26 protein-coding genes are annotated in these 25,666 nt (G+C 39.7%); 12 read left to right on the top strand and 14 right to left on the bottom strand.

The annotated features are described in order from the left end of the window. Positions 1–89: 89 nt before the first annotated feature. The 3 genes from CWB78_RS10035 to CWB78_RS10045 all read right to left on the bottom strand — a co-directional run bounded on the left by CWB78_RS10035 (position 90) and on the right by CWB78_RS10045 (position 2,292). Positions 90–596 carry a hypothetical protein gene (locus CWB78_RS10035; RefSeq protein ID WP_138595353.1) on the bottom strand — a complete coding sequence of 169 codons (507 nt, stop codon included), beginning with the start codon at positions 594–596 and terminating at the stop codon, positions 90–92. 110 nt (positions 597–706) lie between these two features. Continuing rightward, positions 707–1,126, bottom strand: a complete 420-nt coding sequence (locus CWB78_RS10040; protein WP_138595355.1) for a GNAT family N-acetyltransferase — start codon at positions 1,124–1,126, stop codon at positions 707–709. 134 nt (positions 1,127–1,260) lie between these two features. Next, the gene (locus CWB78_RS10045) at positions 1,261–2,292 is read right to left on the bottom strand and encodes an SIR2 family protein (protein WP_138595357.1); all 1,032 of its coding nucleotides are present in this window, start codon (positions 2,290–2,292) and stop codon (positions 1,261–1,263) included. 660 nt (positions 2,293–2,952) lie between these two features. On the opposite strand from CWB78_RS10045, the gene CWB78_RS10050 reads away from it, so the two are divergent. Both CWB78_RS10050 and CWB78_RS10055 read left to right on the top strand, forming a co-directional pair. After that, on the top strand, positions 2,953–3,984 hold the full coding sequence (locus CWB78_RS10050; RefSeq protein ID WP_138595359.1) for a substrate-binding domain-containing protein: 1,032 nt from the start codon (positions 2,953–2,955) through the stop codon (positions 3,982–3,984). 195 nt (positions 3,985–4,179) lie between these two features. Next, a complete protein-coding gene (locus CWB78_RS10055) occupies positions 4,180–4,860 on the top strand; it encodes a haloacid dehalogenase type II (RefSeq protein WP_138595361.1) in 681 nt (226 codons plus the stop codon). Positions 4,861–4,919: 59 nt separating this feature from the next. Here the strand turns inward: CWB78_RS10055 and CWB78_RS10060 are convergent, their stop codons facing one another. Further along, positions 4,920–5,369, bottom strand: a complete 450-nt coding sequence (locus CWB78_RS10060) for a GyrI-like domain-containing protein (protein WP_096038942.1) — start codon at positions 5,367–5,369, stop codon at positions 4,920–4,922. A 385-nt stretch (positions 5,370–5,754) separates the two neighbouring features. Between CWB78_RS10060 and CWB78_RS10065 the strand changes: the two genes are divergently transcribed. Genes CWB78_RS10065 through CWB78_RS10090 form a run of 6 tightly spaced genes read left to right on the top strand, consistent with a single transcriptional unit; the run spans position 5,755 to position 13,854 of the window. Then, a complete protein-coding gene (locus tag CWB78_RS10065) occupies positions 5,755–7,293 on the top strand; it encodes a pyridoxal phosphate-dependent decarboxylase family protein (RefSeq protein WP_010388768.1) in 1,539 nt (512 codons plus the stop codon). Next, complete coding sequence (locus CWB78_RS10070) at positions 7,293–8,612, top strand: lysine N(6)-hydroxylase/L-ornithine N(5)-oxygenase family protein (protein ID WP_138595363.1); 1,320 nt, start codon at positions 7,293–7,295, stop codon at positions 8,610–8,612. Before CWB78_RS10065 ends, CWB78_RS10070 begins: the two co-directional genes overlap by 1 nt. After that, positions 8,609–9,787 carry an MFS transporter gene (locus CWB78_RS10075; protein ID WP_138595365.1) on the top strand — a complete coding sequence of 393 codons (1,179 nt, stop codon included), beginning with the start codon at positions 8,609–8,611 and terminating at the stop codon, positions 9,785–9,787. Before CWB78_RS10070 ends, CWB78_RS10075 begins: the two co-directional genes overlap by 4 nt. A gap of 24 nt (positions 9,788–9,811) precedes the next feature. Next, positions 9,812–12,160, top strand: a complete 2,349-nt coding sequence (locus CWB78_RS10080; protein ID WP_138595367.1) for a GNAT family N-acetyltransferase — start codon at positions 9,812–9,814, stop codon at positions 12,158–12,160. Next, a complete protein-coding gene (locus CWB78_RS10085; RefSeq protein ID WP_138595369.1) occupies positions 12,153–12,791 on the top strand; it encodes a hypothetical protein in 639 nt (212 codons plus the stop codon). The genes CWB78_RS10080 and CWB78_RS10085 overlap by 8 nt, the downstream gene beginning before the upstream one ends. Beyond that, a complete protein-coding gene (locus CWB78_RS10090; RefSeq protein ID WP_138595371.1) occupies positions 12,775–13,854 on the top strand; it encodes a heparan-alpha-glucosaminide N-acetyltransferase domain-containing protein in 1,080 nt (359 codons plus the stop codon). Before CWB78_RS10085 ends, CWB78_RS10090 begins: the two co-directional genes overlap by 17 nt. Before the next feature lie 37 nt (positions 13,855–13,891). Here CWB78_RS10090 and CWB78_RS10095 read toward each other — a convergent pair whose 3' ends face one another. Then, entirely contained in the window at positions 13,892–14,758 is an 867-nt protein-coding gene (locus CWB78_RS10095; protein WP_138595373.1) for a LysR family transcriptional regulator, read from the bottom strand. 104 nt (positions 14,759–14,862) lie between these two features. On the opposite strand from CWB78_RS10095, the gene CWB78_RS10100 reads away from it, so the two are divergent. Next, positions 14,863–15,363, top strand: a complete 501-nt coding sequence (locus CWB78_RS10100) for a lactoylglutathione lyase family protein (protein WP_008130525.1) — start codon at positions 14,863–14,865, stop codon at positions 15,361–15,363. Between the two features lie 123 nt (positions 15,364–15,486). Here the strand turns inward: CWB78_RS10100 and CWB78_RS10105 are convergent, their stop codons facing one another. Then, positions 15,487–16,062, bottom strand: coding sequence for a DUF6843 domain-containing protein (locus tag CWB78_RS10105; protein ID WP_138595375.1), 576 nt, complete (start codon positions 16,060–16,062; stop codon positions 15,487–15,489). 12 nt (positions 16,063–16,074) lie between these two features. After that, positions 16,075–16,908 (bottom strand): hypothetical protein, encoded by an 834-nt coding sequence (locus tag CWB78_RS10110; protein WP_138595377.1) that lies wholly within the window; start codon positions 16,906–16,908, stop codon positions 16,075–16,077. 267 nt (positions 16,909–17,175) lie between these two features. Here CWB78_RS10110 and CWB78_RS10115 point away from each other — a divergent pair, with 267 nt between their 5' ends. Continuing rightward, positions 17,176–17,613: a GNAT family N-acetyltransferase gene (locus tag CWB78_RS10115; RefSeq protein WP_138595379.1), complete on the top strand. Its 438-nt coding sequence runs from the start codon at positions 17,176–17,178 to the stop codon at positions 17,611–17,613. Between the two features lie 38 nt (positions 17,614–17,651). Here the strand turns inward: CWB78_RS10115 and CWB78_RS10120 are convergent, their stop codons facing one another. Next, positions 17,652–18,071 (bottom strand): hypothetical protein, encoded by a 420-nt coding sequence (locus CWB78_RS10120; RefSeq protein WP_010388755.1) that lies wholly within the window; start codon positions 18,069–18,071, stop codon positions 17,652–17,654. A gap of 153 nt (positions 18,072–18,224) precedes the next feature. On the opposite strand from CWB78_RS10120, the gene CWB78_RS10125 reads away from it, so the two are divergent. Next, the gene (locus CWB78_RS10125; protein WP_171040338.1) at positions 18,225–19,157 is read left to right on the top strand and encodes a ChaN family lipoprotein; all 933 of its coding nucleotides are present in this window, start codon (positions 18,225–18,227) and stop codon (positions 19,155–19,157) included. Positions 19,158–19,196: 39 nt separating this feature from the next. On the opposite strand, the gene azu is transcribed toward CWB78_RS10125, so the two are convergent. The 6 genes from azu to CWB78_RS10155 form a co-directional block, all read right to left on the bottom strand. Then, entirely contained in the window at positions 19,197–19,541 is a 345-nt protein-coding gene (gene azu / locus CWB78_RS10130) for an azurin (protein WP_249930434.1), read from the bottom strand. A gap of 197 nt (positions 19,542–19,738) precedes the next feature. Then, entirely contained in the window at positions 19,739–19,912 is a 174-nt protein-coding gene (locus tag CWB78_RS10135; protein ID WP_249930436.1) for a cupredoxin domain-containing protein, read from the bottom strand. Then, positions 19,909–20,652 carry a HugZ family pyridoxamine 5'-phosphate oxidase gene (locus CWB78_RS10140; protein WP_090495265.1) on the bottom strand — a complete coding sequence of 248 codons (744 nt, stop codon included), beginning with the start codon at positions 20,650–20,652 and terminating at the stop codon, positions 19,909–19,911. Before CWB78_RS10140 ends, CWB78_RS10135 begins: the two co-directional genes overlap by 4 nt. Beyond that, positions 20,649–21,437, bottom strand: a complete 789-nt coding sequence (locus CWB78_RS10145; protein WP_138595383.1) for a heme ABC transporter ATP-binding protein — start codon at positions 21,435–21,437, stop codon at positions 20,649–20,651. The genes CWB78_RS10140 and CWB78_RS10145 overlap by 4 nt, the downstream gene beginning before the upstream one ends. Continuing rightward, on the bottom strand, positions 21,434–22,486 hold the full coding sequence (locus tag CWB78_RS10150) for a FecCD family ABC transporter permease (RefSeq protein ID WP_024602445.1): 1,053 nt from the start codon (positions 22,484–22,486) through the stop codon (positions 21,434–21,436). Before CWB78_RS10150 ends, CWB78_RS10145 begins: the two co-directional genes overlap by 4 nt. Continuing rightward, the gene (locus tag CWB78_RS10155; protein ID WP_138595385.1) at positions 22,483–23,292 is read right to left on the bottom strand and encodes a heme/hemin ABC transporter substrate-binding protein; all 810 of its coding nucleotides are present in this window, start codon (positions 23,290–23,292) and stop codon (positions 22,483–22,485) included. Before CWB78_RS10155 ends, CWB78_RS10150 begins: the two co-directional genes overlap by 4 nt. Before the next feature lie 137 nt (positions 23,293–23,429). On the opposite strand from CWB78_RS10155, the gene CWB78_RS10160 reads away from it, so the two are divergent. Further along, on the top strand, positions 23,430–25,511 hold the full coding sequence (locus CWB78_RS10160) for a TonB-dependent hemoglobin/transferrin/lactoferrin family receptor (RefSeq protein ID WP_138595387.1): 2,082 nt from the start codon (positions 23,430–23,432) through the stop codon (positions 25,509–25,511). The last annotated feature ends 155 nt before the right edge of the window (positions 25,512–25,666 follow it).

The raw sequence follows: 25,666 nt of genomic DNA on the forward strand, positions 1-25,666 counted from the left end.
CCCATTTACAGAGAACGCCGCCATAAACCGCGCGAGCTTGCGAGCGTCGGGTGACCGAAGGGAGCGAATTTAATGGCCTTGTTATGCACTTACAGAATGCCTATCAGAGCTGAAGCACCTGCTCCAATAAGACTACCTACAGTGCTGTTTTGTAAGAATTCTTTCAGTTTTGATTTGGCTTCAGGATCATCACTTTTAGCGATTTTTTCTGCCAACTCTTGAATAGTCACATTTGTCGTTAATGTATTACTGTTACCTACCTGAACATTTTCGCCACTAATTGAACCAATATTGAAAGTGGAATCGCCATGTTTAGTGACATGAGGCTGTGCAGTCGTATTCTCGACTTTAAGAGTCAGCATGTGAGGATGCGAAGTACCTACGCCTAAAGATCCCCCCTCTAAAAATGATGCATCTACAACTTTAAGATGTATCTCACGATTACCAGATTTTTGAGTAATAACATCGCCAATTCCCACATCTGGCTCATCCGTATACGGAACCAGCACTTGACCTTTGGACATATTACGTTGCCCTTTGTATTCGATGCCTGAGATAGTTAATTTTTCAGGGTATGCCAACTTATCAAAATCCATCTTTCTCTCCGGTGTTCTTGTGGTTAATCATTGGTGCATAACGCCCTAATAATGGGCAAAAAATTGTTGGCTAAAACGAGTGAGGAGCATTGTCCTTATTTATTAGCTTGTTATATGCCCAGTTGCTTCTGTAAGAAATAACTAGTGTGCCCTTTAGGCATATCAGGTAATTCGCCAAAAATTGAATAACCTGCTTTGATATAAAAATCTAGCGCTTGGAATGTAGTCGTTTCCAACCTAATGCTAGGGATATTTTGAGATAAAGCATATTCCTCCATACGAGATAATAATTTTGTTCCCCATCCACCTTCACGAATACTTTCATCAATCCAAAGTCCCTGAATATGCATCCAGTTCCAGTTGATTTCACCTAGAATGCCGCCAAGAATCACACCTGATTCATCTTTTATGAATGAAGATATTTTTTTTCTAAACACAGTACCAGTATGCGATTCGTTAAATTCCGTCAAACCAGTTTTCAGGGCTTCAAATTCATTATCTTGTGGTGGGAGAGGATTAGTTAATTCCATAATTATGCTACGAACTCCGTTTGGGCATATAACGCCGCACTAAGCGGACTAAAATAGTGGGTTAAAATGTGTAGCGTAGCGAAACGTAACCCACTGTTTTAGTTCCGTTTAAGTGCCTTGTTATGCATAACACCCTATGCATTAGGTAGTGTAATAAAACCATCTTTATTTTCTTCTTCCTCTAACACAAGGTTAGTTACGATATTTTGTAAATCTGAAAAAGTCATATTTTGTGTAAATGGATTTACGGAGGAAGTCCAATGGCAATTCTGAGTTCGGTCGAATAAATCTTCAGTAGTTCTTCGGGGATATTTAGCTAATGACGACTCGAAAAAGCTAGTTGTGTAAGTATAGTGATGTGTATGAACAAATTTGTCCCATGTAGCTATTAATGCATCTTCATTCTGAATATCGATAAATTCAAAGTCTTCCATGTTTCTTGTATCTATATTCCCCCACGCACCTTTTAACAAATCAATTGCTTCAACATCAGTTTTCGGGGCACTATATCCAAAGATGGTAACTAGGTAAGCTCTAGATAAGTAATTCTTTAAGGCTTTCCAATTATCAGATGTGAATGGATCATCGTTATAATTTTTTTGACTTATAGGGTATAAGAGACGGCTAGGGCTAAATCTTTTACCACATTCAGGACAATCATTATCAAGTTTACCGCCATGCTTATGGTTTAAGCAGTAGCCAACTAACACATTCCCATGTAAAAAAGCTAAATCAGGTAATTTATTAGTTAGTTTAGAAACACGTTGATATGCTTGAATTAATAGAGGATCCCAATTAAATGTAGCCACCAAGTCTTTTTCTCTTAGTGAAAGTAATAAATAGTCATATACCGTCGGCTCATCAGGAATTTCAAATGCACTAAAGTAATCCCGTATACTTTCATCTAACGTATTCCTAACGTCTTCATATTCAGCCTTACTTGCTATTTCTGCGTAGATATCTTCGAGGTTATCACTGCTCGTTTCTAGGTTTAAGTTTGCAATGATTTCGCTCATCCCAAGCTTTTCAATAAAGCCATCCATAACGGAAGTTTTCATTCCATTTTTATCGCCATTTGGAATAGTAGCAACACTTGCCCCTGCCCCCATTAAAACTACGTGAGGACGAGACTTAAATGATTTCTCATATTGGAAATGTGAATCCATGCTAGTTCCTTATGCATAACAATTTAATAGTGCGCTGATCGCGCATATTTCTGCCGACGCCACGCTCATTTTTCTACTTTATATAGTTTTAGCAAATAACCTAACGTATTACTATCATTAAGTTTTATAAAAATATTAAGCAAAGTTAAATAGAACAATATGCGCGCAGCGCTCATTTTCATGAATATACGCGCAATGAGCTGTTTGACGAATTGATTAACTATTATATTCCTCCAATCTCAATGCTCAGTCTTTGCTCAAATTTGACTGCTCACAAGCCTATCCCGAAAAAATAAGCTAATAAACCCTACTTTTAGCTATTACGTTCTTTGATTGCTATCGAGCACTTATGAACTCAACAACCCTTCCTAAAACAACGCGAATGTTTCTGACTTAAAAGCGCTGCTGATTTATTTTTTGATTAAAAACCACCTTACCATGCGGTATTTTTAACCAAATCGTAACGGGGGTTTACAGCACTCAACTGAATGCTAAGCTGTTTGTTTGCAAAAAATTACTATTACCATCGCCTAGTATAAAAGCACTGCAGTTAAGTCTTGTTTTTTACTTTATATTCAATGGAGTAGCTATATTGTTTTGAAGTGCTATTCTGATATATCAATTTGTAATTAATGCCGTTTTAATTAAGGATACTGGTCGTTGTTTTTTATTAAACCTAAGTTTATTTACAGCTCTTGCTCTATTTACAAACCTAAAATATCGTTTTCATTATTTTTTGTATTGCTGTGTTTGCCATTTTTTGCAAATGCTCAATTTGTCATTGGCATAGTGGGAAAAACTAAAAACGATAGCTTTTATATTCAGGCGTACAAAGGGTGTACCGAGTTTGCAAAGTCGCGGCCTGACGTTACCTGTAAATATGATGGGCCTGATGATTATCAAGATATTCGAACCCAAGCTTTAATTATTAATGACATGATGAAAAGTGGGATTGATGGTTTATTAGTTTCAATATCAGATTCTGATTATTTGGTAGAGAGAGCCCTTAAAGATTTATTTGAAAAAAACATTCCTGTTATTACTTTTGACTCAGATTTATTAGCAAAAGATCACCAGTACAGGCTCGCTTACGTTGGTACTGATAATTTTGACTTTGGTGTTGCGTTAGGCAATCAATTAAAGAATTTAGTAAGTGAAGAAAATAAGCGTATTTGTATTCAATCTGGTCATCCTACTGCACCAAACTTAAATAAAAGAATCGCAGGTGTTAGGTTTGCGCTTTCTGGGCAAAGTAGTCAGCGCTTATCGGGAGAAAATGGCTGGAGCGAGTATAACCGCTGCCCTCTTTATAGTTTAGGAAAAAGGGGCGCCTCGTTAGAGCAAGTAAAAAGCCTTACTAAGATGGACAAGCCTCCTGCATTTGTTGCTGTTGCCGGTTTTGCGCAATTTAATACCGAGTATATAAACTTGATGACACCCTACAAACATAAACTTGATTCAAAAGAACTTATTATTGTTTCAGCAGATACCGAAAAAATACAATTAGATGCGCTTAGCAAAGGGTTATCTTCATCAAACGTTGGTCAAAATCCATATGAAATGGGGCGACTCAGTGCGCAGTTAATGTATAACGTAATTAAGCATAATAAAAACCCTGCAAAAGCGTTTTATTTTTTAGACTTTCATTACTGCCAACAAAGCAACGCCCAAACATGTACTGTAAATTATTAATATTGAACCCCAGTGTGTTGAAGTATTCACTTTAGACACCCAATTTACTATGCGCTATTTTTAACCAAACCGTAACGGGGGTTTACAGTAACTGCTTAAAACGCGGGCGCTTTTACTGTACTTTATTAACTGATAAAGTGATTAATATTGAGTAGTAAAATTGCGTTTTAGTAACGATTTAAACAGGAGTCATTAATGGCAACTACACTGGCGTTTGATGTATACGGTACGCTTATAAATACCCATGGCGTGGTGTCGTTACTTGAAAATATGGTTGGTGATAACGCGCACGCATTTTCAACTACTTGGCGTGAAAAACAACTCGAATATTCGTTTAGACGCGGCTTAATGCAAAACTACGTGCCGTTTTCGGTGTGTACTGAGCAGGCACTTAATTATGCGTGTTTACTGCACAAGGTAACTTTAAGCGATGAGCAAAAAGCACAGTTATTAGCACGTTATAAAACCCTACCCGCATTTGATGATGTAAAAGCAGGGCTTGAGAGCTTAAAAGCACAAAACTATCGGTTATTTGCGTTTTCTAATGGTGCGGCCAGTGCGGTAAATACTTTGCTCGAAACGGCAGGCATAAGTGATCTTTTTGAAGGTGTAGTGAGCGCCGATGACATTAAAACCTTTAAACCCAACCCCGGTGTTTATAGTCATTTTTTACGTCAGGCACATTCAACCGGTGCTAATACCTGGTTGATATCGAGTAATCCGTTTGATGTGATTGGGGCGTTATCGCACGGTATGCGTGCTGCGTGGGTACAGCGCTCAAGTGAGGCTATTTTTGATCCCTGGAAGCTTGAGCCTACAATAACGGCGTGCAATTTACATGATTTAAAAACCAAGCTGGCAAGTAATAACCAGTGAGGCAGGGGTTAAATTACAGCAATGAAAGGCTAGGTTTGCGCTTACAAACCTAGCCTTTTTTAGTCTTTAATTGCAATGGCAATTTCTATTTCGTTACTGTTTTTATAATACTCAAAATCACTGGTGTAAGTACGTTCATAGCGGCAATCGTCTGAGCTGAAGTATTGCCAAATTTCGCCCCATAAATCGATTACTGCATCGGGCATTTCACCCTCACCTTTAAATACCAAATAACGCCCCGCTTGGGTGGTTACTTTTTTAGCTTCAGGGAGTTTAATTGATAAATTATCGCAGCAGGCAATTACGTCAAAATCGCCGGTGAGATCGCTTTCGTAATTAGTATACACACCATACACTTTAGTGTTTTGGGTGAGGCTGTTGGCAAACTTTTCACCAAATTTTTGCCAAAGTTCAGCTATATTTGCAGTGCCAGCGTTCATTTCATTGGCGTTGCAGGTTCTTACTTTTAAGCCGATTAAGGTCTGACTTGCTAGTTGCTTTACTTCCATCATGACGTCCTTTAGCGTTAATACAAACACCAACGTAACAGAAAAACCGCCAATACTTTAAATATTGTATTAAATATTTCATAAATAATGATTATTAAGCTCGGTTGCGTGTTTTTTGCTCACATTTAAATAGGTAGTAATGGCTAAACATAGCTTTGCTATCGCTAAAATAATTTACTTAACTTTCTCTTTTTTAAGTTTATTTTTTTGCTTGTAATGCTTGTCGTTTAATAATGTAGTTTATCGATTTTTGTTAAAAATATACGACAAGCTTATTAGCTCTAATTTAAAAAAAGTTGCTATCTAATCTTTTTTCATTATTGTAAATGGAAATCATTATCATTAAGATCCTTGCACCTAAAAAGTGTACTCAAGGAATGTTGATGTGTCTCAATCTCAAGTGTTAAATATTAATACCATTGAAAAACAGGCTGTATTTGAACAAAGCGGCCTGCCCCCACAATTCAATTTAGAGCAGTTCATTAATTATCAGATAGCGTCATTGCAAGGGTTGTCGGCAGTACAGCAAGCGATGGCTAAAGCCCAAAAGCCATTTTCAGGTGTGTCGGTAAATACGTTAGCAAAAGTAGTAAACGATGTTGATTTATCACAGCCTTTGGCTGACTTCCCGGCGGTGCTTGAGGAGCTAAAAGGCGTGTATTTAGATCATGCTGTGTACTTTCATCATCCGCGTTATATGGCTCATTTAAACTGCCCTGTAACCTATCCTGCTGTGGTGGCCGAACACATTATTGCCGCTATTAATACCTCGGTAGATACGTGGGATCAAAGTGCAGGCGCGACCTTAATCGAACAAAAGCTGATTGATTGGACATGCCAAAAAGCAGCATTGCCAAGCACTGCCGATGGAGTATTTACTAGTGGTGGCACGCAATCAAACTTAATGGCAATGTTAGTTGCTCGTGAAGTGGCTGTTAGCCGCTATGCGCCAGAGCATCAGGTAAAACTTCAGGGCTTACCAGCTGTTGCCTCGCGTTTTAAAATTTATTGCTCTGAGGTGGCGCACTTTAGTATTCAAAAAGCAGCGGCGTTACTGGGCTTAGGTTACAACGCTGTGGTGCCGGTGGCTACAAACCGCGAAATGCAAATGGATATGCAGGCACTTAAAACCGCCATAGCAACAAGCAAAGCGCAAGGTGATTTACCCATTGCAGTGGTTATTACCGCAGGCACAACCGATTTTGGCTCAATCGATCCAATCCATAATATTGCCATGCTGGCTAAAGAAGAGCAGCTATGGTGCCACGTAGATGGCGCTTATGGTGGCGGTTTGTTGGTGAGCGAGCACCACCGAAATGCGCTTAATGGCATTGAGTTGGTTGATTCAATAACTATTGATTATCACAAATCATTTATGCAACCGGTTAGTTGTAGTGCCTTTTTATTAAGCGATAAACGCCATTTTAGCCACATTACTTTATATGCCGATTATTTAAACCCATTAGCAGAGGCGGGAAATGGCACGCCTAATTTGGTTGATAAAAGCCTACAAACCACTCGCCGTTTTGATGCCTTAAAGTTATGGCTAACACTGCGCACCACTGGAGAAGCGCCGCTGGGTCGCGCGTTCGATAAAGTTATTGGTCTTGCGCGCCAAACGCATATTGTACTTAACGACCATCCCGACTTTGAAGTAGTTAACTACCCCGAGCTTAGTGCCTTAGTATTTAGATTTGCCCCTGATGATTTAAAACATGACCTTGATTTACTCGACTCTTTAAACCTGCATGTACGACAAACGTTTTTACAAACCGGTGAAGCCATGGTTGCCCGTACAAAAATAAATGGCCGTCACTATCTTAAATTTACATTGCTTAATGCGCAGTGCCAATTAACAGATGTACGCGCTGTTATTGAGCAAATTAGCCACATTGCATGGCAAACTTATAGGGAAATTGCATAATGGATAATCAACCTTACGATTTTATAGCTATTGGTCTTGGCCCATTTAACTTATCTTTAGCGTGTTTAAGTGAACCGCTTAAAGATGTAAAAAGCCTGTTTTTAGAACAACGTAGTGAATTTGATTGGCACCCAGGGATGATGCTTGAGGGCGTTACATTACAAACTCCGTTTATGTCGGATTTAGTAACCATGGCAGATCCAACCAGCCAGTATAGCTTTTTAAATTATGCCAAATTAAATAATCGTTTATACCCGTTTTATATTCGCGAAAGCTTTTTTTTATTGCGCCGTGAATACAACTTATATTGCCAATGGGTTTGCTCGCAGCTTTCAAATATTAATTTTGAACAAACAGTCACTCAAGTTGTGTTTTGCCCGCAAAGTGAGTGTTATACCGTTAGCTGTAACACCCCTAATGGCATGCAACATTATGTGACTCGCCATATTGTTTTGGGCACAGGGCCTGCACCGTATATTCCTGATTGCGCTGTTCAAAGTAACTCAAATAACGTAATGCACAGTAGCGATTTTTGTCATCGGCTTGATGAATTAAAAGCGGCTAAACGGGTTACTGTGGTAGGGGCTGGGCAAAGTGCAGCAGAAATTTACCACACCTTATTGCAACAAGCAGTACCGCAAGGCTTACAGTTAGATTGGATAGCACGTTCACCGCGCTATTTTCCGCTTGAGTATACCAAGCTCACCCTTGAAATGACCTCTCCTGAGTATGTAGATTACTTTTATAATTTAAAAACTGAGCAGCGAGATTGGCTCAATCAAAACCAAAAAAATCTATTTAAGGGCATTAATGGCGATTTAATTAACGACATTTTCGACACCCTCTACGCACAAAGCCTTGATGGGCCAATTTCTACTACATTTAAAACTAACAGCAGGCTAACAGGTACTCAAAAAGTAGGTAAGCGTTTACTGACTGAGTTTTATCATCAGGAGCTTGAGCAGCCCTTTTCAATAGAAACCGACTTTTTAATTTGCGCCACGGGCTTTAAATATCAGCGCCCTGCTTTTTTAAATAATATTGCCCACCAATTACCCCAAGATGAGCAAGGTCGTTATTTAGTGAGTCGTGAATATGCGGTAGATAACGAACAAAAACGTATTTTTGTACAAAATGCCGAGCAGCATACTCATGGTTTTGTAACTCCAGATTTAGGTATGGCTTGCTACCGTAATAGTATTATTTTACGTGAAATTTTAGGTTATTCGCCTTATCAGGTTGAGCAAAAAATTGCTTTTCAAAACTTTGATTTAAGTGATGTAACCCTATCAGCACAACAGCAGAGTAGCGCCGCATGAGTCTTCGTTTAGCGCTAATTTTGCTGACGGTTATTTCGGTGGTATGCGATACCTTGTTGCTACCGTTTTATCCGCAATTTTTTGCTAGTGAATTTGCTATTAGTAACGCCACGTTAATCGGCCTCTTTGTGGCTAACTGTTGTATTACTGTAATGCTGGCTTTACCACTATGGGCTAAGGTCGCTAAAAAATACAATGAGTTGGCTTTGTGGTTAGTAACCCAAGTAGTAGCCGCTGGTTTTGGCTTGCTTTGCTACTTTGCGACCAATGTATGGGAGTTTTGGATTTACTACCAATTTATGTTGGTGCTAAAGGCAAGCTACCTACTTATATACCCATTTGCACTGCGATTAGAGCAACAAACTAAGCATTTATCTATTATTGGTTTGTTTTCTGTATTGATGCATTTTGGTGCGATTGGTGGTGCTTTAATTGGTGGTTATTTCTTTAGTTTAGCAGAGCCACGCTATGCGTTATTACTCAGTAGTGCCGGTGATCTAGTCCAGGTTTTATTATGCGCCTACTTAATGTATTCATTAAAAACAGGTATTTATCAGCAAGCAATAGCGACTGAAAAACCGCGAGAACGTATTCCCTATTTTATTTGGCAATTTTGCTTTTTAAGTGTGGTGGTTTATTTTAGCGCGTTTTTAATTCGCCCTTTCTTTACTACTCATTGGCAAGCATTAAACGCACAAAGCAGCACCTTGCAAAGCGCTGTTGTATACGCCATTCCTGCCTTTGCCGCGCTTGTTATGCTGGTTTTTAACCATTTCAGGCAGCATTTACCACTGCCAACATTAAGCCGCACTAGCACTTTGTTATGTGCACTTATTTTAGGGGCGCTTGGGCTTTATTTACAAGCGCAGGAGTCGGTGGGGTTAGTAATTTTATCACGTGTTTTATATGGTTTTGCGCTATTTCAAGTGATGGTACTGCTAGAAGTAATGCTATTTGCTAAAAGTGAGCCTGCACATTACGGCAGCGACTTTGCCAAAGTGCATATTGCTCAAAACATCGGGGTTATTTTAGCGTCGTTACTAGTGGGTATGAGCGTAGAGCATCTTTCAACAACGGTTGTGTTTTACTTTGCTGCCATTGGCTTTGCAAGCCTTGCCTTTATTTTGCTTTGGCGGGTTAAGGCTGTTGCTCGAACTGCGCGTTCAGCGTCTTAGTTTTTAAGATTTATTGGAGTTTTTATGTATTTTTCATCTTTTGTAACTACCCTACAGCATACCGGCAAAGTGACGATGCGGTTATTACAACAAACAGATATGCCAACAGTTTGCGATTGGCTTAAGCAACCGTATGCGCACTTTTGGGGGATGCAGCAGCAAACCGAGCAACAAATAACTAAAGCGTATCAAGATATTTTTGTTACGCCTCATCATCAGGCATACGTGATCGAGCAAAATAATAACCTATTGGCTTTAGTTGAGCTTTATAGCCCAGAGCACGAAAGCTTAATGAAAGCGGCGTACGAGGTTGAACCTAATGATGTGGGTATGCATATTTTATTAGCGCCTAACACGGCACCTAAGCGCCATTTTAGTTTTGAAATGATGCAGTGCGTGCTGCAAAGTATTTTTGCTCAAAACAGTGCCGCCCGTGTTGTGGTTGAGCCCGACATTGCTAATAGTAAAATTCATACGTTAAATAAGCGTTTGGGATTTGTGCACACCCAGCAAATTCACCTAGGCGAAAAAGCCGCTTATTTAGGCTTTTGTGACAAAGCAGCCTTTGATAGGCACAGCCAGTTATTTACTGATTCGTTAGCGCCTTTGCAAACTGACTACGTGATACAGCCACATTGGCAATGGGCAAACCGACATTTACAAGCTAAAGCACTGACTGAGCTCGTGCACGAGCGTTTATTGGCTGCAGAGACAACAAAGCAAGGCTTTAAAGTAAACGTTGAAGGCGGTTATTTTATTTTTAATGGCCGTGCTATGGCACTGAATCATATAGATATAGACGAGCCAAGCCTATGCTTTTACAACCTTAACGAAGAGCTGCAGCCGCTAGATGTGTTGCACTTTTTTAGTATGCAAGGGCCTGCGCTAGGTTTAACGGGTAAGCGCCTTGCCACCTACCTTGAAGAGCTAAATGCTACTTTAGCCAGTGCGTGCTTTAAACGTGAAAATAACACGTTAACAGCGGCGCAGTTAGCTAATTTAGGGCTGCAAAAAATAGAAGCCGCAATGAGTGAAGGGCATCCTGCCTTTGTTGCTAATAATGGCCGCATTGGTTTTAGTAAAGCTGACTTTTTACGTTATGCGCCAGAAGTAGGCAAACCGTTTAAAGTACTGTGGTTAGCAGCGCATAAAGCGGTATGCGACTTTGCCCATAGTGAATACTTTGCCGATTACCCAAGCCATATAAGTGATGAGCTAGATTTAACCACCCGAGATGCTTTTAACAAAGCGCTAAAAGCTCAAAACCTAAACCCCGATGATTACTTACTCATTCCTGCTCACCCTTGGCAGTACCAACACAAATTGAGTGTGGTATTTGCAAATGAATTGGCAAATCAGCGATTAGTGTATTTAGGTGAAGGTGACGATTTATATCAAGCGCAACAATCAATTCGTACCTTATATAATTGCTCGCACCCACATAAACCGTATTTAAAAGTGGCGTTGTCGATTTTAAATATGGGATTTATGCGTGGCCTATCGCGTGCTTACATGGCGGTGACACCTGCCATTAACGATTGGGTATTTGAAAAGGTTAGCCAAGATCAACAACTCGCAGGCGCTAATTTTACAGCGCTTAGAGAATACGCCACTTTAGGCTATGCCCATCATACGTTTGAGCAAAGCGCGCTTGGAGATACACCCTATCGTAAAATGTTTGCCTGTTTATGGCGAGAAAACCCAAATCATAATTTAAATAGTGATGAACAACTGACCACCATGGCAGCGTTATTACACTTAGATAATAATGGCCAAAGTTTAGTGGGCGAATGGATAACGCAAAGTGGTTTGAGCACGCAGCAGTGGTTACGTGCCTACTTTAATGCTTATTTAATTCCGCTAGTACATTGCTTTTACGCGCATAAATTAGTGTTTATGCCTCACGGCGAAAACCTCATTTTAAAGCTTAAAAATTCGGTGCCAGTGGGCGCATATATGAAAGACATAGGTGAAGAGGTTGCCTTACTTAATAGCACTGAAGTATTGCCAGCAGGCGTTGAACGTATTCATGTTTCTATGCCTAAAGAACTTGAGCTATTAAGTATATTTACCGATGTATTTGACTGTTTCTTTAGATACTTAGTGGCAATTTTAGTGCGAGAAGAGCGTATTACAGAGCATGACTTTTGGCAGTGTGTTACGCAAAGTGTTAAAGCATATCAACATGCTACTCCTGCTTTAAATGAGCGATTTAAAGAGTATGACTTTTTTAGTGATGAGTTTGCTCACTCTTGTTTAAACCGCTTACAGCTGGGTAATAATGAGCAAATGGTTGATTTAACGGATCCGGCAGGTAGTTTGCAGTTTGCTGGTAACTTAAACAACCCCGTATCGGCAAAGCTGTATGGCTAAACCGATTACCCTTGCGCAGTTTTTATATTGCCAACAACCCGTGCAACGAACTTTTAAACCGAGCTTATTATTAGTGCGCGCTTTAACTGTTCGTTGTAAGGCGCAGTATCCTACTGCGCCTAAGCAATTTATTAGTCGGCATTTGTATTTACAGCTTTGCTGGCAAGCTATTTACGCTTATTGCTATTGGTTTGCTTGCAAGCAAAGTACGGCTGCTCCCATTAACATGCCGTTAGCGGTAAATGGCGCTTATTGTCGTGGGTTTAACCTGAATAATGGCGTGTTAGTAAGTAAAACTGAGCAAACCAAAGCGTTTACTCATTTTATAAGCCAAGTTGGTGAATGGGTAAATACCGACTATGCACTTGGTAAAAAAGAACAAGCTCGGTTATTACTCGATTCATTAAGTAGCGCCATTGAGCGAGCTCATAGCTTAGACCTTGCTACTACTTTACATATCAACAATTGCCATCGTCAGCTGCACACCCTTATTTGTGAACACTTTAATCTTGATGCGCCATTTACTGAAAAACCCCAGCGTTTAACCTGTTGCCGCTATTATTTAGCCGGTTATAGCAAATGCCAAACCTGCCCTAAAAAGGATATTAAAACCAATGAACCAACGTCTTAAAACGATTGATCTTGCGCGTGGTGCGAGCGTTTTTATTATGATTATTGTGCATACCTTATGGATGTATGCCTCCACGATGCTTCAAAGTGAAAGCGCATTTGGTACGGTTGTGCATATACTTGGCAAAGGCACCGCCTCGTTTTTAGTGGCAATGGGGCTATCTATGGCGCTTTCGCGCAGGCAAACACCTTTGCTATTAATTAAGCGTGGCATACAGCTTTTACTGCTTGCTTATTTAATGAATGCGGCCAAGTTTTGGCTGCCTATTGAAGTATTTAATACCATGCCTGAGGCATTTATAAATGCTTATGGCTGGCAAAGTCCGCTCAGTGCTGGGCAGTTACAATTTATGGTGTTAACAGGTGATATTTTACAACTGGCTGGAGTTAGCTTATTGCTGTTTGGTGTGCTTAATATTGCCCGTTGGAAAACAATATGGATTGCGGTTTTAGCCATTGCAATTGCAGTTATGAGCCAGTTTGTGAGGGGGCAACAATTTACGCTTTCACCTTATATTAGCGATTTGTTTTTTGCTAATAACTATCAGGTGTATTTTCCGGTATTTCCTTGGATAAGTGCGATATTAATGGGATACGTACTTGGTCGTTTATATCTTAGTAACCAACAAAATGCCGATTACTTATATAAAGTATGTGCACAACTCGGTGCTGCTTTACTTGTTATTGGCGGCATATGGTTAGCCATTGATTTTAAAGGGCAGTTTGGCAACTTTTTCCATTTAAATGGCGGCGGTATTAGCTATTTAATTGGCTTAAATTTATGTGCACTAGCGGCTATACAGTTTATTTTTGCTGATAAATATAATGGCCCTATTACACGTGCTCTTTTATATGCCAGTAAACATGTAACCGCGCTCTATGTTATTCAATGGGTACTTATTTGCTGGTTTATGGGGGCGCTTGGTTATCATACTCTCAGCCTTTGGCCGACACTTTGTATGATGGTACTGATGACTTTACTGACTTTTGCTGTGCACAGGGTTTATTTAAAAAGCAAACAGAGCCTCACAGACATTACGCAAAAAACCAAACGTACAGCTTAAGCTGTAAAGGGGCTTTACGGGCGCTGATTTGGGTGCCCTAGCCTGCTTTTATTGCGTCAATAACGCTATGCATACGCTTTGCTAACGGCCTATTTCGGTGATGGCACACATAAATATTTTCGCTAATTGGTTTGGTTAAATGATGCGTTTTAATAAGCGCAGGTTTATTAAAAGCACTTACTGCGTGTGCGGGTAAAACCGTAAAACCCAGCCCTAAACTTACCGGCTCCAGTATTAAACTTATTTGGTTAGAAAACCCCGTTTGCTTAATTTGATCAACATGTTCAAATTCACTGTAGTTTTCGCTAAGTAAAAGCTGCGCGTGGTGTTTTGCATCGGGGTGGCTAATAAAACCTAGTTGATTTAATGCGCTCCATGTTGGGTTTTTTATTGCGGCCGGAGTTACCAATAGTAAAGGTTCTTGGCCTATTTTATGGCTGGTTACCTCGCTTAGGGTAGGCGCTTGAGTTAAAAAGCCAATATCGGCACTATGGTTTGCCACTGCTTGTTCAACACTGGTATTGGGAGCAAAGCGGTAATCTATAATTAGCTTCTTGTGCTCTACTTGCAGTGCTAATAGTTGATTGTAAAACTTTAGCCCGCAACTGCCTGGCGACTGTATTTTTACTAAACCGCTGTAAGGTGAATCATCTTTTAATTGCTGCTCTAAAAACTGCCATTCTTTTAATAATAAGCTGCCTTGCTGATACAAGTTTTGCCCATGTACGGTAAGCGTAAATTGTTTACCGTGGCGCTCAAGCAAGGCGCAATCTACTTGCTGCTCTAACTTTTTTATATGTTGGCTTACGCCTGACTGGGTCATATAAAGGCGCTCGGCGGTTTGGGTAAAGTGATTTACCTCAACTAAAGTACAAAACGTGTTTAACCATGCCGGGTTTATCATTACAAAATATACTCAAAATGATGATTAATGATAATTTTACTTAATGTTGGTCAGTTCGTAAACTCACTCCATCAACTAAACGTAGTTAAGTAGGAGTATTTATTATGAGTCATACATATCCACGTAGTTTTTCGCACATTGGTATTTCAGTTCCCGATGTTGAAAAAGCCGTAGAGTTTTACACTAAGGTGATGGGCTGGTACACCATAATGGAGCCTACCGTGATCACTGAAGACAACAGCCCAATTGGCGAAATGTGTACCGATGTATTTGGTCCAAATTGGGAAAAATTCAAAATAGCGCATCTTTCAACAGGCGACCGAATTGGTGTAGAAATTTTTGAATTTAAAGACCAAGAAAACCCTAAAGACAACTTTGAATACTGGAAAACCGGTATCTTCCATTTCTGTGTACAAGACCCAGATGTAGAAGGCTTAGCGGATCGTATTGTTGCTGCAGGTGGTAAAAAACGTATGCCAGAGCCACGCTACTATTACCCTGGTGAAAAGCCGTACCGCATGATCTACATGGAAGACCCGTTTGGTAACATCCTTGAGATTTACAGCCACAGCTACGAGCTTATATATAGCGCTGGTGCTTATTAAAAGCATTTAGCTAAAAACAAAAGCCGCAGTATTTATTACTGCGGCTTTTTTATTTGAATAGCTTTAGTAATTAGCTAAGTAATACGTCGGATATTGGCATTTTGAAAAAGTAACTACATTTTATTATTGGTGTGATGTAACATCTTTACTATTCTTACACATACCTTTGAAAAGTTTTTCATCTATATTTTTGCGCTTAATAGCATCGTATATACTGAATAAATTTTTCCTGTCGGTCTGTTCTGCGTCTGTACCAACCGTAAAATTTTGATTAATCACAGTACAGCCATATATTGGACCCGATTCACCTAGGCCACCCACATACACAGTTCTTGTTTCTCCATCGTCTGTAGTATCTTTATCTTTTAATGAAGAGTCTTCGCTTATGGGTGTTCTTTCATTCGCATTACTCACTTCAAAGTATTGTATTTGATTGTTTTCAATCCAGCCCTCGTTGGCATCCATTTGTGTAACGAGTATACCTGATGGTGGTATTTCATATACCCGAGAGCCGTCTTCGTATTTCGGTGGATGCCCGTTTGGTGCATTAAATATTATGTATAGAGAGCCAACATAATTTTCAGGTATAAGGTAAATTACGGGTTCACTTTTTTTTACCTCTGTACAGGCTGATAATAACGATATCATTGAACCAAAAAACAATATTTTAAAAAAGTGTGCTTTAAAGATGAGTTTCATCGAGTCGCCTTTTTACTTAAGTAAGCCATTAAAACAGTTTTCTAAACTCGCTTTTTCAAGCAGCATACAATGACCACTATTTGCTGGAATAGAAGTAAAACGATAATTCCAATCCGCTATTTTATGAAAGCTTAATTTGGGGTATTTATTTGCCTGTCTAAATAGTTCATCGCCTACGGTCCCTTTAAAACTACCATTATTGTTGAGAGGCAAACGGAGTGCGCTTACAATCATTGGGTAATCAGCATTAAGAGATAAGCTTAGTGGTGGCGCACCTTTGCGAACATGTATACCAAGGGAGATAGATTGCCCACCAGGACCAACAATAAATGCTTCACAATTAGGAAAAGCATCGCCAGTGATATAAGTAACTATATCCATGTGACCGCTAACAATATCAATGTCTATAATAATTTTATACTTAACATTTAAAGTTGGCACGTATGAAAAATCTAATCTTTCTTGCATCTGAGGAGAACCTGGCATGGCGTGATTAACTCCTCCGTATTGGCCGTCTAACTGATACTGATAAATACTATTATTAGTTGGAGGTTTTTCTTTGAGGGTAACACGCCCTTTTGGTGCAAGGTTACCAGAATATATTCTTTTCTTATCTTCCCACGGTGCTTTTGATGGATCTGATATTGTATCAATAGAACTAATTTTACTATTTTTTGTAGAAAGCCGTAGACGATGCCAAATCCTTGAGGTCGTAGGTTTAATACCACTAGGTTTTAGCGAAAACCCTCGATTATCTCCTTCAAACATTAGTCCAGACCAGCCAAAGTCTTTTTCAGGGTGAAATGAGCGTATATTAATTTCGTAGTTTGCTAATTGAATAGCCATAACCTTAATTCCATTTATTGATAATTAAAAATCCGTTTCGATAATAGTAACACCAGCTTAAGAGCATAACAATTCTGAAAAGCTTCAAAAGCACAGTACTATTGTTTGTTATCAATAAAGAATTACACGTGTTATGTAAACAAAGCCGCAGTATTTATTACTGCGGCTTTTTGTGCCTAAAAAGAATACATTGCCTAGGTGTATTAGTGCTGATAACGTGATAAAACAAAACTACTTATAACTCCATGTTTTAAATTAAGGACAATAATGAACATTTCATTGGAAGATGTCACCTCTGCTAATTACGAAGATGTATGCGATTTAGACGTTACAAAAGCGCAACAAGATTACGTAGCGAGTAATATGTGGTCGTTAGTTGAGGCGCACTACAATAGTGGACATACCTGTAAAGCTATTTACCAAAATAATAAGCCTGTAGGCTTTTTTATGTGGGTGCAAGAAACCCCTACAAAAGTTTCTATTTGGCGTTTTATGGTAGATGAACATCATCAAAATAAAGGTATTGGCCGCCAAGCACTATTCATGGCAATTGCAGAGATTAAAACGACTTCTAAGCTTGAACAAATCGAGATTTGTTATAACCCGCAAAACCCTGTTGCTAAGGATTTTTATTCTAGTTTTGGGTTTGAAGAAGTTGGCCTAGATGAAGACGATATGTTAGCCATTATTAATATAAAAAGTTAACCCAATTTTGTTTAGCGCGTTGCTTATTGCCATAAAAATTAGTGCTTAGTAAGATGTGGAGGATGTTGCAGTGCTAATTTTTTTAGCTGTGTAATGCATGAAAGCGCTAAGTCATGATATTCATCATCGCTATACAATATCTCGTTTAGCAGATTAATAGATTGTATGAGTGCATTGTGCGCAGCACTTTGTTCGTCTAAAAAGTGAAGTGTGGAATAAAGGCGCTCTGTAAGAGAGGTAATTTGTATGATTTGTTGTTTATTTGCACAATTATACATTTGAGCTAATAAGGACGCACTTTCAAGTGCACACCCCAAATACGGCAATGCTTGTGCAAATTGGTATCGTTTAAACAGCGCTTCGCCACTTAGCTGCGCATTTTGAATATCTATAATTGCTTGTTCTGGTTGACATAAAACATGTTGTTTGTGTCGAGCACATAAAAAAGGTAATGCCATGGTACGTTCCATATCTGTTTATTTTTTAAGACTGTAAAACAGAAATCCTAAAACATCAAATGATAATTGTTTTTATTTGCATTTGTAGGTTTAATGCAGTTTGTTGTGTATACTAACTTCATTGTTTTGATTCTTATTTTTATAAAAACCGATATGAAAAACCCATTTTTAGCACTTGTTTTACTCAGTGGATTATCAGGCTGCAGTATAAACACAGTATCAGTATCTCAAAGTTCATCCTTGTATAATTACGGGCTTTATAATGCAAATGGCCAGCGAGTTAATTCAATATTGTCAGAATCCACGCTTTTGAATGCCGATATTGTTTTAGTCGGTGAATGGCATACACACCCCGGTGTGCACTTATTTCAGGCTGAGCTGTTTCAGCAATTAAGCACACAAAATAAGCCTATTGCCTTATCGCTTGAGCAATTTAGTCGCGCTGATCAGCAAACACTAAACCTTTATCTTGAGAGTAAAATAGGTGAACAATACCTAATTGATAATACTAAGGCTTGGCCTAATTATAAGAGCGATTATCGTGCGTTAGTGGAATTGGCGAAGATACAAAATAGCGATGTAATAGCTGCAAATGCGCCTAAACATATTGTTACCTGTATTGGTCGCCAAGGTATTAATTATATTAATAAGCTTGACGCACAACAGCGTAGTTTTATTGCAAAAGAGATAGATACTTCTCCAAGCCTTTATAAAGAACGCTTTATGCAATCCATGCATCATGGAACGGCGAGTAAAAACGAAAAACTTTACGCCGCGCAAGTTACTTGGGACGAAACCATGGCTGAGTCTATCGTTAACTATATTAGTCAAAATAAGGGCACGCAGGTTATACATTTAGCCGGTGATTTTCATGTGAGAAATGGTGAAGGCATAGTGCGGGTAATTAAGCGAATTGCCCCAGAGCTTAATGTTGTATGGGTTTCGCCAGTATCAAAAGTACAATCTGAGCAAAGTGGTTATCAATTAGAAGTTAACGCTTTGCCTGCTCGCTATGTGCAAAAAGCACATCAACAAGCTGCATTTAAAGCTTTAGCCAAACGAGGGGAGAAAACACAGTGCCAATAATAGGTTGGCACTGTGTTTGTGTAATACACTTTTTAATATTTACTTAAGCGTAAATGTGCCTTTCATCATGGCGTAATGGCCAGGAAAAGAGCAAAAGAAAGTGTAATCGGTTCCGGCGGTTAAGCCGCTGGTTTTAAAAGTAACTTCGGTTGTTTTACCGCCGCCAATAATGTCTGTAGCACCAATCACGCGACTATCATTAGGCTTTATGTAGTGGTTGCTAAGCCCTGCAGCGTTGCCATCTGTGATGATACCTTGCATGTTTTGCTCAGTAGATAGCACCCAGTTATGGCCCATTACATTAGCAGGTAATTTACCGGTGTGGCAAGGGCGTGTTGATCTTTGATGGTTGAATTTGCAGCAGTGTGTTTGGTTTTTAGGCAAGACAGAGCCTATGAAGTGTGGTTATTCCACATAAATAGGCGATAACGCAGCATAAATACCAAACATGCGCTGCCCTTCGGGTTCTGCCTAGGGGCGATAAACTCATTGTTGCTCGATTTTTACTTAGCCCACTAGGTTACAAATCAAGCGCCGCAATTTAATCGCCCCTAGATTGAACAAATTACAATCCGCAAAGTTCAACACGCCCTAAGTTGAACGGTCACTTGCTTACAGCTTTTAGGGGCGCTTAGTGTTTTAGTTGAAAACTGCATCATATCGTTTGCATCTATATTTAGTGTGCATTCGTCTGCATATGCAGTATTGGCACTCAGTAGCAGTGTAGTGCTGAGTAAGGCTATTAATTTTTTCATACTGTCTCCGCTAGTTGGTTTGAGCTGTTTCGTGCTTGATTTGTTAGGGCTACAAGTGCTTTTCGCACGGCTAATGGGCTATCGCACTCGTTCGCAAAATTAATAAAGTAATTACGCTTGTGGCTTTGTATATAAAAGCCTGTGGGTAGTAGGCCGCTCATTATTGGGGTGTTATCGGCTACGTTATAGTGCTGCATTAATATCAGCGACATAGCATCTTGATGATCTTCATTCATATGAGTGATCATGCTTTGCTGCTGGCTTTCATCCCACTTTTTAGGCTGAGCTTGCCACTCGTTTTGCTCAAGCCAAAATATTTTTCCAAAACCGCCAATATAACGCACCCGTACTACATCTAATTGCCAAAGCTGAAAATCATGCGCATTGCGATAGCTTGCAGCCTCAGGGTACAAAGCTATATATTTATCAAGTAGCACTTCGCTTTGCTCTTTTGCCACAATAGAGCCATCACCTACGAGTGTTACTCGCCCATGTTCGTTTTGATCGCCATAATCGGCGGCATCAAAAATAGTCAGACTCATGCGTGAGTCCTGTTTTAAATTTTTGGTATGCTGAGCTATGTCACTAATAAAAAAGTAGATGCGACCTTGTTCGTCACACATATAAGGTGTAACAGAGCCAAACGGATAGCCGCGTAAATTATTTGAAATGGTCGACATTACGCCGGCATGGGTTTTAAAAACGAGCGTACGTGCGTCGTTTAATGCTTGCTCTCTCATGAAAACTCCTGACGTTGAGAAAAAACCATGGGCGCATCGTTATAAGGATGAGGGTTAACGTGCAATTTCATGGCGTACATTTGTTGTAAGTTTTGTGCTGTTAAAACGGTATTTATAGATCCGCTTTGCAGCACTTTTTGGTTGTGTAATAAAATAGCGTTGGTTGCATAAAGGCTTGCTAAATTAAGATCGTGTATAGCAATAATGGCGCTGTTTCCTTGCTCTACAAAGGTTCTAACACAGCTAAGTAAAGTATGTTGATGACGCATATCTAGCGCTGATGTTGGCTCATCGAGCAACATTAATTTAGGCCCCGTTTGCGCAGTAAAAGCATCTAACTGGGCTAATGTGCGCGCCATATGAACTCGCTGTTGTTCGCCGCCCGAAAGCGCACTCACTCGACGTGTTAGGTAATGGGTTAAATCCATAAGTGAGGCATATTTTTGCACTTTATTGGCTTGTGTTTTAAGAGACTCTGTATAGGGATAGCGGCCCATAGCAATGAGTTCAAATACACTAAAATCAAAGCCAACATGGTTACTTTGCATCATTACAGCGCGCTTGCTAGCTAATTGCTCTTTAGAAAATGAATGCAAAGGCTTGGTATTAAATAGTATATCTCCCTCAAAGGGATGCATGCCTGCCAAAGTATGCAGTAAGGTTGATTTACCTGCACCATTTTCGCCTATCAGAGCGACAAGTTGTCCTGCTTGGATATTGCCGCTAATACCCTCTAAAACACGATGGGTGTTAAAGCCTATATTGAGGTTGTTAAACGTGATCATGACCAATCTCGCTTATTTTTAATGATTAAATATATAAATAGTGGAGCGCCAAGTAACGCCGTTATAATGCCAATTGGCAGCTCCGCAGGCATAACAACCAAGCGTGCTAACCAATCTGAAAGTAGCAACACTATGACACCTAAAAGCATACAAAGTGGCAGCATATTCCGTAAGTGTGGGCCAACCATGAGGCGTGCGATGTGAGGGACAACTAAACCAACAAAGCCAATTAAACCTGTTAGCGCAACCACCGCACCTACGCCCAATGCAACTAATATAATGACGTATAATTTAAGCTTGCTGGTATCGACGCCTAAGTATTGGGCTTGTGATTCACCGATAAGAAGTAGATTCATTGGCTCTTTTAATCGCCATAGCCCGATAAGACTCAGTAAAAGCAAAGGACTCGCTTGTTTTATATTATCCCAACTCGCACCGCCTAATGAGCCCATGGTCCAATAGTTAATTAACCGCAGTGCGCTGTCATCAGCATAAAAACTTAATAACCCAATAACAGCAAATGCCAATGCATTAATAGCGACACCGACTAATATAAGCGTATTTATATTAATTTGTTTTTGTTGTTTTGAGACTAAATATACCAGCGACGTTACTGAGAGTGCCCCCAAAAATGAGGCATAAGGTAAGTAGTGTTGGGCGTTAAAATTAAATTGTGCACTAAGGGCGATAAAAGCAACCGCGACCATTGCAGCGCCTGCGCTTATACCAATAATAGAGGGATCAGCAAGCGGATTACGACACAGCGCTTGGGTTGCAGCTCCTGTTTGTGCAAGTACTAAACCCACCATCACTGCAAGGACAAAACGAGGCAGGCGTATTTGTGTAACCACATTGATTTGTAGCGCATCAAATTGACTAAAATGTTCAGGAGCTAGCCATGCAATAGCTAAGCGCCAATCCCATCCTGCGGCCCCATAGCCTATGCTAAGTAATGCTAAAGCAAAAATGCAGCCATAACTTAATAGCATCCACTTATGCGGGTTACTCAGTGTTATGGCGTTAAAACGATTCAAAGTTAACGTGCTCATAAGCGTGTTTTATACTCATGCAATGCTTGAATCGCAGTTGCAATACGCGGCGACATGCCCAGTGAAAGTAAACTGTCCATGACCAGTAACTGACACTCTTGCGCTGCTTTTAATAAACGAAGTGTAGGTTGTTTACAAAAGGCTTGTTTCCCACCAAGGCTTTGCACAACATGCGCTGGCGCCACTAAAAAATCGGGCTGACTTACTGCCAGTACTTCACTGTTAATTGCTTTAAAGCCTGTATGCGTAGCAGCTATATTGGTAATGCCCGCATAGTTAAACAGTAAGTTGGGCACCGTTTCTTGTCCTGCTGCGACGAGCCCACGCTCATTAGCTGAAAGTAAAAACAAAGCGTTGTGGGTCTGTGTTTTTGCTTTAGTAGGTAACGATTTTTTTATTTTAGTAATTAGGTTTTGAGCTTTTAGGTTTGCATCTAAATCACTACCAAGGTGCTTAATTAGCTCAAGTAGTTCATTTACAGAAGTCGGTTTTTTATAGTGAATAACCTTCACTCCGGTCGCTTCTATTTGCTTGAGCGCCTGCTCCCTTCCCGCACCTTCAAGTGCAAGTAACGTAGTTGGGCGCATTGAAAGCACTCCCTCAGCGGCTAGGTCTCGATAGTAACCTACCTGTGGCAACTGTGTTGCTTGTTGCGGATACATACTTGATTGGTCAACCGCGACTAAACTATTTTGTTTTTCTAGTGCGTAGATTATTTCAGTTAATGTGCCGCCAGCACTGATCACACGCTCTTTCGCGAGTGCTGATTGAGTGGCTAAAGCCAGAAAAAAAATTAGGTACTTCATAACAAACTCCGATTTTATTTTTTAGTATTATAACCACTTTAATCTAAATGAAAATGATTATCATAATCAATTGATCTTATTTTGGGTTGGTTGTACCATTTAAAAGTAAATAATAACTATTATCATTTGGAGTGGAGATGAATCCCTTTTCTTTTAAATTTACAGCATTAGCCTCTTTGTTAATTAGCTCTGGTAGCGCACTGGCCGAAAATGTTATTGACGATCATATTGTGGTTAGTGGCTCTCGTTTTGAACAAAAGCTTGAAGATGTGACTGGCTCAGTAACGGTTATTACCGAACAAGATATTGAGCGTCAGCTCGCTGTAGATTTACAAACTATGTTTAAATACGATCCAAGTATCTCAAGTACTGGCAGTGGCGCAGGCGCGCAAACATTAACTGTACGGGGTGTTGGTGGCAACAGAGTTGTTTTTATTAAAGATGGAAGACGCACAAACGATGGCTACGCTGGCGGCGGCGGTTATTTAGTGGGTCGAAACTACTTTGATGTTGCAGGTGTTAAACAAGTTGAAGTTGCAAAAGGGGCGGCATCATCGCTATATGGTTCTGATGCACTAGGGGGAATTGTAGTAATAACAACTAAAGACCCGAGTGATTATTTAGTGGATCAACAAAGCTTGGTAAAAGTAGCGTTAGGTTATCAAGGCCAAAGTAATCAGGTTGCTGCTGATATTACAGCAGCAAAAGATTTAGGTGACGTTGCTATTAGCGCTGTTTATAGCCATCGCGATAGTGAAGAAGTACAAAACTACGTTGAAGATTTACCAGGTTACGATGCCCGCTCGGACGCTTTGCTGCTTAAAGTTGAGCAAAAACTTGATGAAAAACGCACCCTTAAGTATACCTTAGATTACTTTAATCAAACGACAGAGCAAGTAATCACTCCATCCATTCAAGAAACCGAAGACGAAGACACAAATATCTCATTTGCACTCGATTATGATTCAGATATGGCAACAGCTATATTTGATAAATGGTATGGGCAACTATCTTATAGTCGATACGAGCAACAAAGTGACCAAATAAGCGCAGCTAGAAATTACATCGATTATAATGACTACGGGTTTGAGCAAGATATTTTAGGCTTAAAAGCGGTATTTAGTAAGGAAGTTAAAGGAGAAAATACCGAGCATGAATTTGTCTATGGAGTAGATATTGATTTATATGATACTACTCGACCACGCTTAAAAACCCGTGTATTAAATGATGGTACTGTTGATTTTACGAATGAAAAACAAAAAGCATTTCCTGGCGCCGATACTTCTTTAGTTGGTGTATATATGCAAGACAGTATTAAATTTAACGAGACTGATTGGTCGTTGGTTGCGGGTATTCGTTACGATTATTATGCACTTGAAGCCAAAAAAGATGCGTTATACGCTGACGCCGAGCTTGATGATATTACCGAGTCTGCGTTTTCACCAAAGCTGGGTGTGATTTATCAGGTAGACGATAATTTATCTTGGTATGGGCAATATGTTCGAGGCTTTAAAATACCGCCACACGACCAAGCCTATCAAAGCCATGGTGTTGAGCCATTTTATCAAATATTACCAAACGCAGATTTAGACCCTGAAAGCAGTGACTCATTCGAGATCGGATTAAGATACGCAAGTAGCGATATTAGTGTAAATCTAAGTACTTTTTATGCTGCCTATGATGACTTTATCGAAACAACCATTGCGGGTGTTGAGCCAACTTATATTCCTAATGTAAATAAAACATTTTACCAATACCAAAATATTAGCGAAACCCAGATCAGCGGTGTAGAAGCTGGTATTGCTATGTATGTCACCGACGATATTTTATTAGAAGCCAATGTTGCTTACGTAGATGGTGAAAACAAAGACTCTGATCAGCCACTTACTAGTATTAGCCCGTTAAATGGTTCTATATTGGTAAGCACTGAGTTTGGCAATGTTAATTGGACCGCTGCTTGGCGTTTAGCTAAGGCGCAGTCTGATGTAGTACTTGATACTAATGGTAATAAAACAACACAAGGTAACGGTTATGGTGTTGTTGATTTATATGCAAATTATCAGTGGAAAGCATGGCAAATGAATGTAGGTTTACTTAACCTACTCGATAAAGAGTACGTACCGTTTGAACTTATTGCTGGTCAATCCAAAGGTACTGATTTTAGCCAATATAGCCAACCAGGACGTAATGTTTCGGCTCGGATAAGCTATCAGTTTTAATTAAAAACAAAAGCCGTATATAAATTATACGGCTTTTTTAATTGCCTTCATATCAATTGAAGAATAACTGTAAAGGGGGTTAACAGCTGCTATGTATTATACAAAACAATAAAAAAAAGCGCCTTAACCACTACATTAAGACGCTTTGGATGAAA

The organism is Pseudoalteromonas sp. S1612, from assembly GCF_005887175.1.
Classification (GTDB): Bacteria; Pseudomonadota; Gammaproteobacteria; order Enterobacterales; family Alteromonadaceae; genus Pseudoalteromonas; species Pseudoalteromonas undina.

Bases quoted from the DNA above. Each gene is read 5' to 3' on its own strand.
- CWB78_RS10040 (WP_138595355.1), bottom strand. From the start codon at position 1,126: ATGGAATTAACTAATCCTCTCCCACCACAAGATAATGAATTTGAAGCC.
- CWB78_RS10125 (WP_171040338.1), top strand. From the start codon at position 18,225: ATGAAAAACCCATTTTTAGCACTTGTTTTACTCAGTGGATTATCAGGC.
- CWB78_RS10045 (WP_138595357.1), bottom strand. From the start codon at position 2,292: ATGGATTCACATTTCCAATATGAGAAATCATTTAAGTCTCGTCCTCAC.
- CWB78_RS10110 (WP_138595377.1), bottom strand. From the start codon at position 16,908: ATGGCTATTCAATTAGCAAACTACGAAATTAATATACGCTCATTTCAC.
- CWB78_RS10055 (WP_138595361.1), top strand. From the start codon at position 4,180: ATGGCAACTACACTGGCGTTTGATGTATACGGTACGCTTATAAATACC.
- CWB78_RS10035 (WP_138595353.1), bottom strand. From the start codon at position 596: ATGGATTTTGATAAGTTGGCATACCCTGAAAAATTAACTATCTCAGGC.
- CWB78_RS10155 (WP_138595385.1), bottom strand. From the start codon at position 23,292: ATGAAGTACCTAATTTTTTTTCTGGCTTTAGCCACTCAATCAGCACTC.
- CWB78_RS10085 (WP_138595369.1), top strand. From the start codon at position 12,153: ATGGCTAAACCGATTACCCTTGCGCAGTTTTTATATTGCCAACAACCC.
- CWB78_RS10115 (WP_138595379.1), top strand. From the start codon at position 17,176: ATGAACATTTCATTGGAAGATGTCACCTCTGCTAATTACGAAGATGTA.
- CWB78_RS10145 (WP_138595383.1), bottom strand. From the start codon at position 21,437: ATGATCACGTTTAACAACCTCAATATAGGCTTTAACACCCATCGTGTT.
- CWB78_RS10160 (WP_138595387.1), top strand. From the start codon at position 23,430: ATGAATCCCTTTTCTTTTAAATTTACAGCATTAGCCTCTTTGTTAATT.
- CWB78_RS10075 (WP_138595365.1), top strand. From the start codon at position 8,609: ATGAGTCTTCGTTTAGCGCTAATTTTGCTGACGGTTATTTCGGTGGTA.
- CWB78_RS10140 (WP_090495265.1), bottom strand. From the start codon at position 20,652: ATGAGAGAGCAAGCATTAAACGACGCACGTACGCTCGTTTTTAAAACC.
- CWB78_RS10070 (WP_138595363.1), top strand. From the start codon at position 7,293: ATGGATAATCAACCTTACGATTTTATAGCTATTGGTCTTGGCCCATTT.
- CWB78_RS10150 (WP_024602445.1), bottom strand. From the start codon at position 22,486: ATGAGCACGTTAACTTTGAATCGTTTTAACGCCATAACACTGAGTAAC.
- CWB78_RS10095 (WP_138595373.1), bottom strand. From the start codon at position 14,758: ATGATAAACCCGGCATGGTTAAACACGTTTTGTACTTTAGTTGAGGTA.
- CWB78_RS10060 (WP_096038942.1), bottom strand. From the start codon at position 5,369: ATGGAAGTAAAGCAACTAGCAAGTCAGACCTTAATCGGCTTAAAAGTA.
- CWB78_RS10090 (WP_138595371.1), top strand. From the start codon at position 12,775: ATGAACCAACGTCTTAAAACGATTGATCTTGCGCGTGGTGCGAGCGTT.
- CWB78_RS10105 (WP_138595375.1), bottom strand. From the start codon at position 16,062: ATGAAACTCATCTTTAAAGCACACTTTTTTAAAATATTGTTTTTTGGT.
- CWB78_RS10135 (WP_249930436.1), bottom strand. From the start codon at position 19,912: ATGAAAAAATTAATAGCCTTACTCAGCACTACACTGCTACTGAGTGCC.
- CWB78_RS10080 (WP_138595367.1), top strand. From the start codon at position 9,812: ATGTATTTTTCATCTTTTGTAACTACCCTACAGCATACCGGCAAAGTG.
- CWB78_RS10100 (WP_008130525.1), top strand. From the start codon at position 14,863: ATGAGTCATACATATCCACGTAGTTTTTCGCACATTGGTATTTCAGTT.
- CWB78_RS10120 (WP_010388755.1), bottom strand. From the start codon at position 18,071: ATGGCATTACCTTTTTTATGTGCTCGACACAAACAACATGTTTTATGT.